The organism is Streptococcus pseudopneumoniae, assembly GCF_001074565.1.
In the GTDB taxonomy this organism is placed as follows: domain Bacteria; phylum Bacillota; class Bacilli; order Lactobacillales; family Streptococcaceae; genus Streptococcus; species Streptococcus pseudopneumoniae_J.
Genome location: NZ_JUQX01000007.1, coordinates 1 through 7891 on the forward strand (window position 1 = coordinate 1; position 7891 = coordinate 7891).

Sequence of the window (7891 nt, forward strand, 5' to 3'; positions counted from 1 at the left end):
CAATACAGAACTAAATCCTTTGGATAAATTAATTGTCTAACTTTTTGGGGTCAGTACAAAACTCAATCTCTTTTCTTATTCTTGATTTTTAACGTGACTGGTTGCTACATCTTCTCCAAACCATTTTTTACTAATTTCCTGGAACTTTCCTTCTTTGTATAGTGCAACTAAGACCTGGTTCAAGGCATCTAGCAACGTTTTATCAGCAGGCCTAACACCAACTGCAAAAGCTTCACTTTCAAAGCCAGCTGAAAAAACATTGTAGTCACTTAATATCCCTTCAAACTGGAGATAGTAATTGGCATAGACACGGTCAATCAACAAGGCATCAATCCGATCATTCTTCAAATCAATCAAGGCTTCATTGAAACTTTGGTATTGATTAGCTTTCTGGTCTTTCACTAGACTTTTTAGCAAGTCTGGCTGCTCTTCAAAGTCTAAATAACCAGAAGAACCTGCCTGAGCTCCCAAAACCTTCTTACTCATATCTTTGACTGACTGGATGTTCTGAGATTTCTTAGAAACTAAAACTTGTTGATTTTCCATGTAAGGAATAGTAAAAGCAACCTTCTCTTTCCGTTCATCTGTAGCTGTATAGCCATTCCAGATGGCATCAATAGTACCGTTTTGTAGTTCGGTTTCTTTCATATCCCAGTCGATGGGTTGAAATTTAATCTGAATTCCTAGCTTTTCAGAAACAGCTTGGGCTAGGTCTATATCAAAACCTACATACTGGCCATTCTTCTCTTCAAACCCCATGGGAACAAAGGTATTGTCAAAGCCAATGGTAATGCTACCCTGCTTTTGATATTTGGCCCAATTATCCTGATTTGGATCACTTGCCTTCTGAGTACAAGCCGTCAGAAAGAAGCTAAAGAACAAGGTAATTACAAAGGCAATTTTCTTTTTCTTCATAGGCACCTCCTACTTCGGCTCAACCTTAAGGATCTGATCAGCAATATTTTCGGCAAACTGAAGATCGTGGGTAACAACAATCTGGGTCATGCCACGCTCTTTATTTTGAAGGATAAGTTTTTCCACTTCTAATCGTAGTTCTGGGTCTAAAGCTGATGTCGGCTCATCATATCCGATAATTTCAGGATCAATCATCATGGCACGCGCTAAGGCAACACGCTGTTTTTGCCCACCTGAAAGTGAGAATGGAAAGGCATCTGCATGTCCTGCTAACCCAAGTTGTTCTAACAAACCACGCGCCTTCTTCTCAGCCTTTTCCTGCTTCATTCCCATAGTTTTCACAGGCGATAGGGTCAAATTGTCCAGAACTGTCAAATGCGGAAAGAGTTGAAAGTCTTGGAAAACAAATCCTAGTAGATTACGCTTTTCTAGTTCGTCTATAGCTAGCGATTCGCCATTATAGTAAATTTCTCCAGAATCGATGGTTTCCAATCCAGCTAGCATGCGTAACAAGGTAGTCTTGCCTCCTCCTGATGGACCTACGATTGCAAGGATTTGCTTTTCAGGAATAGTTAGGCTAAAGTTGGTTAAGATTTGTTTGCCACCAAAGGCCTTGTTGATGTTTCGTAATTCTAACATAGCAATCCTCCTATCTGTAATAACTGTACTTCTTCTCAAGTTTTTTCGCTACAATGGTAACAATACCAATCATAATCAAATAAATCGCTCCGGCTAAAAACATAGGAACAAGACTGGCATCTCGATTGGCTGCTGTACGACTAGCTAAGATCAAATCTGAGATCCCCAAGGCATAGACCAAAGAGGTATCCTTGACTAAACTCATAATCTCATTAAATACACTCGGTAAGACAATCTTTGTCACCTGAGGAAGTATGATATACCGAACTGTCGCAACTGGACTAAACTTCAACACTTTTGCAGCCTCGTACTGTCCTTTCGGAATAGTCTCAATACCTCCACGAAAGATTTCAGCAAAGTAGGCTGCATAGTTTAATACAAAAGCGATCACGGCGGCAGGAAGACGATCCAAACGTATCCCAATGCTAGGGAGAACATAGTAAATAAAGATTAATTGCAAGAGCAAGGGAGTGCCTCGCATCACCCAAATATAAAGGTCAATCAGATAATGGAGGGGTTTCCAATGGATTTGCAAGGCAAAAGCGATGATAATCCCTAAAGGAATTGAAAAGATCAAGACTAGAGCAAAGACTTGAATTGTCATACTTGCACCGTTCAATAAACTTGGTAATATCTCAAACATATAAGACATACTGCACCTCCTAAAAATAATTGTTCCTATTATAGCATAAATAAACAATTTAGCAAGAGTAATTGTAAAAAAATTCTATTTCTTCCAAAAAAACGTATCTGCCAAATTGACGGATACGTTTTTAGAGAGATAACTTTTAAAGTGTTTCTAAGAGTTCTTGCATTTGAACATCATCTGGGACTAGTTTTAAATAGGCTTCGGCTTGCACTTTGGCTTCTTCAAAATATCCCAATTCACGCAACAGATAAGTATATTGCTCCAGAAACTCTGGATTGTCCTTGAGGTCAGATGACAATTCTTGATAGAGCTCATAGGCCTTATCTAAATCCTCGATTTCCTGGTAAGAACGGGCAATCATCCACTTGGTAAGGAGATTTTCAGGTTCTTGACTTTGGAGAGCGATGATATCTTCATACCGTTCTTGTTCCATATAAATGGTTGCAAGGCGAAGGAAAATTTCTTCTGTATCCTCTGCATCTTCTTTGGCAGTAAGGAGAAAGTCCTCCGCTGCCTTAGCATCATGCAATTCATAAGAAAACTGAGAGGCCGCTAGCAAGAGACGAGTTTCAAACGGATTTTTCTCCAAACCCTGTTTAACGATACGAAGGGCTTCCTCCACCTGATGTTCCTTGTGCAAGGCTTGACTATAACCATACTCATATCCTTCAAAATCAGGTGAAATGGTATCAATCTGCTTAAAGTAAAGAACGGATTTTTGATACTCTTCTTGGTCAAAGTAAAGACTAGCCAGTTCAAAGGCAGTTTGATCATCGTATTCTAATTCTAAGGCTTTTTCTAGGAATTCAGTTGCGGCTTCAAACTTGCCTAACTGAGCATATGCGTAGCCGATTCGTTGGTAGGTTGATACGCCCGTTTGTTCGTAAATATAGCGGTTATCCAACTGAGCGTAGCCTTGAATGGCTTCCTGATAGTTTCCTAACTCACTATCCAATTCAGCCAAACCAAAAACTAATATGGGATCATCTGAATAACTTAAGGCTTCTAGTAATTTTTCTCGTGCTACATCTGTCAATCCTTCCAATTGATAGAGATCTGCTTTTAATACCAAAGCCGATACATACCAATCACTATCTGGTGTGATTTCTTCCAGATAGGCAAAGGCTTCCTCAACGTTGCCATCCTCGCTAGCAATGCTTGCCAGGTTCAGATTCACTTCTGGAAATTCTGACACAATTTTTAGATAGATTTCCTTTGCCTGAGGATAAAAGCCAATTCCCTCAAGATAATTTGCTAATTCGTAGAGAACTTTGGTCGAATCAGTTTCAAGTGCTTTGCGAAAATACTGATCTGCTTTGTTTAGATCTTGTTCATCCAAAGCCTGGAGCATGCGTTGACTATTGTTCACTCTTGATTTCCTCCCCTTCTTCTTCATACAAACCGCTGACCTTTTTGTACCAGTTAAAGACAGCAGAAATAACTACCTTAGCGGAAGCATAGACAGGGATTCCCAGCAAGACTCCCCAAATACCAAACATAGAACCTGAAGTTAGGAGAACAAAGAGAACATTGATAGGATGGATGTTTAGCTGACTACCTAGAATAAGAGGTGAAACGAAGCGCCCTTCAATTGTTTGTTCTACGATAAAGACTATCACAACTTTCAATAGCATGACAGGTCCTGCTATTAAACCTAAAACAAGGGCAGGCAGCATGGCAAGGAAACTACCTAGATAAGGGACTAGATTTAGAATACCAGCCGTTACACCTAGAGTGACAGCGTAGCGTAGGCCGATAATCTTAAAGAAGATAATAAACATAATAGCTACAATAATAGCTACTGTAACCTGTCCTCTAACATAGTTTGACAGCTGTTTATTGACATCTGATAGGACTTCACCCACAGGTTCTTTTAACTTGGTTGGGATAAACTTAGTTAAATAATCACGTAAACCTTTTCCATCGCGCAAGAGATAAAAGAGCATGAAGGGTACGATAATAACCGCTACTATGACCTGGGAAACACTACTGATAAAGGCGCTGACCCAGTTAACGGCTTGAGAAGAGATTTTGCTGGCCCACATGGTCGCCTCAGTAGAAACATTTGCAAGTACTTGCTCTAACTGAGGTCTAAAATCATCTGGCAAGCGTTTGGTTACAAGATCATTGATAACACGGTCAGCATCTTCGAGGTAGCTAGGCACATTCTTTGCAAAATTTAAGACCTGGCGTTGGAGATTTGGAATAGCGACTGCCAGCCCCCAAATGATAAAAATTCCAATAATGACAAAAACAATACTGATAGCAAGCACACGATTGATTTTGTGCTTCTCCATCCAGTCAACAATCGGATTGAGGAGGTAATAAAGTAAACCAGATAAAATAACTGGCAACATGACAACCCCTAAAAAGTCTAAAACAGGTAAAAAAATAAAACTAATCTTACTTAGAATGAAAATGTTCAGCCCCAGTAACAAGGTTACTAAAAATACAGTGATAGCTTTGTTATCTAAAAACCACTTAAAAAACCAAGATAGGCTAAAATGTTTCTCTTTATGTTCCATAAATACATCCTTTCTGTCATTCTCTCATTATACCATTTTTAATCTAAAATAACTCTTTTTTAAAGTGCTTACATAAAGAAGACTGATGCATCAAGGCAGTTATTTTGTGGTATAATGAACTTATCATTATTAAGAGGTATGGACATGAAAGAAACTGTTTATTTTGGAACTTATACTCGTCGCTTATCTAAAGGGATATACAAGGCAGACTTTGATACAGAAACCGGTCAGCTCACAAACCTTGAACTTTTTGCAGCTGAACCTAGTCCGACCTACCTTGCTTTTGACCAGAAACAACACTTATACACCGTAGGAAGTCAGGATGGCTTAGGTGGCATCGCTGCTTACAAGACCGATGGCACTTTGTTAAATCATGTAGTTGAAGAAGGCGCTCCTCATTGCTATGTGGCAGTGGATGAAAAGCGTAGTCTCGTTTACGGTGCCAACTATCATAAAGGTCAAGTTCTAGTTTATAAACGTCAAGCGGATGGTAGCCTCATCCAAACGGATCTAGATCAGCATAGCGGACAAGGTCCTCATGAAAACCAAACTTCCTCACATGTACACTTTACAGATCTAACACCTGACCAGTACCTCGTCACCTGTGATCTAGGTACAGATGAAGTAACGACCTATGATATTAGTCCAGAAGGAAAACTAAGTAAACTCTACACTTATCACAGCCAAGCTGGAGCAGGTCCGCGCCACATCGTTTTCCACCACCACTATAAGATTGCCTATCTTATCTGCGAACTGAATAGCACTATTGAGGTCTTGATTTATGATGGGGTTGGTGAGTTTGAACGCATGCAAGTTATTTCGACCTTGCCGGACGGGTATACGGGCTTTAACGGTACTGCTGCTATACGTCTTTCAAAGGATGGTAAATACCTTTATGCATCCAATCGAGGCCATGATTCCATTGCAGTCTATACAATCCTCGCTGATGGTAGTCTGGAATTATTAGAGATCGTTCCAAGTCACGGTAAAACACCACGTGATTTTGATATCACACCTGATCAGGAATTTTTGATTGCTGTTCACCAAGATTCTGATAATGCAACGGTCTTTAAGCGCAATCCTGAAAGTGGTCGTCTTGCAGAGCTTTCTAACGACTTCCATGTCCCAGAAGGAGTTTGCATCAGTTTTTCTAACTAAGATAAAAAAATGAACTTGAGTTTCAAGTTCATTTTTTATAGTTTATTTCTAACATTAATACGGTTAATGGCACGTTGAAGCGCAATCTTAGCACGTCGTTCTTGGTCTATTAAGTGCTTTTCATGGGCTTCTTCGATTTCTCGTTCAGCTCGAAGTTTGGCACGTTCCGCACGACTGATATCGATATCACGAGCACGCTCTGCTGAGTCGGCTACAATGGTAATGATGTCATTGGCAATCTCGATAATCCCCCCGTTCACTGCAATCCAGTTTACATGAGTATCATCATCGATTCGCTTTACCTTTACTTCATCAACCGCTAAAACTGCAATCATATTTTCATGTCGTGGCAAGATCCCCATCTCACCATCCAGAGTTCGAACCGATACAAAGCTGGCATGGTGATCATAGACGAGGCCATCTGGTGTCACGATCTGGACAGTTAACTGAGCCATAGGTCACCTCTTAAAATCCCATTTTCTCTGCCTTAGCAATGACGTCTTCGATTGAACCGACACCACGGAAGGCATCTTCTGGTAGCTGGTCATATTTCCCTTCAAGGATTTCCTTAAAGCCACGAACCGTTTCCGCTACTGGTACATACGAACCAGGTTGGCCAGTAAATTGCTCCGCAACGTTGAAGTTTTGTGACAAGAAGAACTGGATACGACGGGCACGTGCAACCAAGGTTTTTTCTTCATCAGAAAGTTCATCCATACCAAGGATAGCAATGATGTCTTGCAATTCATGGTAACGTTGAAGTACACGTTTGACTTCCGCAGCAACAGCATAGTGCTCCTCACCAACAATCTCAGGTGCCAAGGCACGAGAGCTTGAAGCAAGTGGGTCAACGGCTGGGTAAATCCCCAACTGTACCAACTTACGTTCCAAGTTTGTTGTTGAATCCAAGTGAGCGAAGGCTGTTGCTGGCGCTGGGTCAGTATAGTCATCCGCAGGCACATAGATGGCTTGGATAGAGGTTACAGAACCCTTCTTAGTTGACGTGATACGCTCTTGCAATTGACCCATCTCCGTTGCAAGTGTTGGTTGGTAACCAACGGCTGACGGCATCCGACCCAAAAGGGCAGATACTTCTGAACCAGCCTGAGTGAAACGGAAAATATTGTCAATAAAGAGAAGCACATCTTGGCCTTCTACATCACGGAAGTATTCGGCGATGGTCAAACCAGTAAGGGCAACACGCATACGGGCTCCTGGTGGCTCATTCATCTGACCAAATACCATGGCTGTTTTCTCGATAACGCCTGATTCTTTCATTTCCCAGTAGAGGTCGTTCCCTTCACGAGTACGTTCCCCAACACCGGTAAATACTGAAATACCACCGTGTTCTTGAGCGATGTTGTGAATCAATTCTTGGATCAAGACGGTTTTACCAACTCCGGCACCACCGAAGAGTCCAACTTTCCCACCTTTAAGGTAAGGGGCAAGAAGGTCGATAACCTTAATCCCTGTTTCCAAGATTTCAGATGAGGTAGACAATTCATCAAAAGTTGGAGCTTTTTTATGAATTGGCTGACGCTCAGCGTCTTCAGCGAAAGGAGCATCCAAGTCAATGGTATCTCCCAAAACATTGAAGACACGTCCCAAAGTTTCTTTACCTACTGGAACCGAGATTGGACGACCTGTGTCCAAAACTTCCATTCCACGAGTCAAACCATCAGTTGATTCCATGGCGATTGTACGGACCATACCATCACCCAACTCCAAGGCTACTTCAAGGACGATTTTTGTTTTTCTTTCGTCATTTTTGTAGACGACAAGTGCATTGTTAATCTCAGGAAGTGTTTCCCCTGCTGCAAACAAGACGTCTACAACGGGTCCGATAACCTGAGCAATTTTACCTGAACTCATCTCCTTCTCCTATTCTATATAAGATACTGTCGGTTCCTAGCTCAACTAGGTCCTAATACTCTTCGAAAATCTCTTCAAACCACGTCAGCGTCGCCTTACCGTACTCAAGTACAGCCTGCGGCTAGCTTCCTAG

8 protein-coding genes are annotated in these 7891 nt (G+C 41.3%); 1 reads left to right on the forward strand and 7 read right to left on the reverse strand.

Translation table 11 applies throughout. The features are described 5' to 3' along the window. Window positions 1-75: 75 nt before the first annotated feature. The 5 genes from ADI74_RS00995 to ADI74_RS01015 all read right to left on the reverse strand — a co-directional run bounded on the left by ADI74_RS00995 (window position 76) and on the right by ADI74_RS01015 (window position 4728). Entirely contained in the window at window positions 76-915 is an 840-nt protein-coding gene (locus ADI74_RS00995; protein ID WP_049536468.1) for an amino acid ABC transporter substrate-binding protein, read from the reverse strand. A 9-nt stretch (window positions 916-924) separates the two neighbouring features. Then, a complete protein-coding gene (locus ADI74_RS01000; protein ID WP_049536470.1) occupies window positions 925-1554 on the reverse strand; it encodes an amino acid ABC transporter ATP-binding protein in 630 nt (209 codons plus the stop codon). 10 nt (window positions 1555-1564) lie between these two features. Further along, window positions 1565-2206, reverse strand: coding sequence for an amino acid ABC transporter permease (locus ADI74_RS01005; RefSeq protein ID WP_049536472.1), 642 nt, complete (start codon window positions 2204-2206; stop codon window positions 1565-1567). Window positions 2207-2342: 136 nt separating this feature from the next. Continuing rightward, window positions 2343-3572 carry a tetratricopeptide repeat protein gene (locus ADI74_RS01010; protein WP_049536473.1) on the reverse strand — a complete coding sequence of 410 codons (1230 nt, stop codon included), beginning with the start codon at window positions 3570-3572 and terminating at the stop codon, window positions 2343-2345. After that, window positions 3562-4728, reverse strand: a complete 1167-nt coding sequence (locus ADI74_RS01015; protein WP_049536475.1) for an AI-2E family transporter — start codon at window positions 4726-4728, stop codon at window positions 3562-3564. The genes ADI74_RS01010 and ADI74_RS01015 overlap by 11 nt, the downstream gene beginning before the upstream one ends. A gap of 144 nt (window positions 4729-4872) precedes the next feature. Between ADI74_RS01015 and ADI74_RS01020 the strand changes: the two genes are divergently transcribed. Further along, entirely contained in the window at window positions 4873-5886 is a 1014-nt protein-coding gene (locus ADI74_RS01020) for a lactonase family protein (RefSeq protein ID WP_049536476.1), read from the forward strand. Between the two features lie 35 nt (window positions 5887-5921). Here ADI74_RS01020 and ADI74_RS01025 read toward each other — a convergent pair whose 3' ends face one another. Both ADI74_RS01025 and atpD read right to left on the reverse strand, forming a co-directional pair. Then, entirely contained in the window at window positions 5922-6341 is a 420-nt protein-coding gene (locus tag ADI74_RS01025; RefSeq protein WP_000068035.1) for a F0F1 ATP synthase subunit epsilon, read from the reverse strand. Window positions 6342-6351: 10 nt separating this feature from the next. Next, window positions 6352-7758: a F0F1 ATP synthase subunit beta gene (atpD, locus tag ADI74_RS01030; protein WP_049536478.1), complete on the reverse strand. Its 1407-nt coding sequence runs from the start codon at window positions 7756-7758 to the stop codon at window positions 6352-6354. Window positions 7759-7891: the final 133 nt, after the last annotated feature.

Excerpts from the sequence above, each read along its gene's own strand:
- ADI74_RS00995 (WP_049536468.1), bottom strand. The coding sequence starts at position 915 with ATGAAGAAAAAGAAAATTGCCTTTGTAATTACCTTGTTCTTTAGCTTC.
- ADI74_RS01000 (WP_049536470.1), bottom strand. The coding sequence starts at position 1,554 with ATGTTAGAATTACGAAACATCAACAAGGCCTTTGGTGGCAAACAAATC.
- ADI74_RS01005 (WP_049536472.1), bottom strand. The coding sequence starts at position 2,206 with ATGTCTTATATGTTTGAGATATTACCAAGTTTATTGAACGGTGCAAGT.
- ADI74_RS01015 (WP_049536475.1), bottom strand. The coding sequence starts at position 4,728 with ATGGAACATAAAGAGAAACATTTTAGCCTATCTTGGTTTTTTAAGTGG.
- ADI74_RS01020 (WP_049536476.1), top strand. The coding sequence starts at position 4,873 with ATGAAAGAAACTGTTTATTTTGGAACTTATACTCGTCGCTTATCTAAA.
- ADI74_RS01025 (WP_000068035.1), bottom strand. The coding sequence starts at position 6,341 with ATGGCTCAGTTAACTGTCCAGATCGTGACACCAGATGGCCTCGTCTAT.
- atpD (WP_049536478.1), bottom strand. The coding sequence starts at position 7,758 with ATGAGTTCAGGTAAAATTGCTCAGGTTATCGGACCCGTTGTAGACGTC.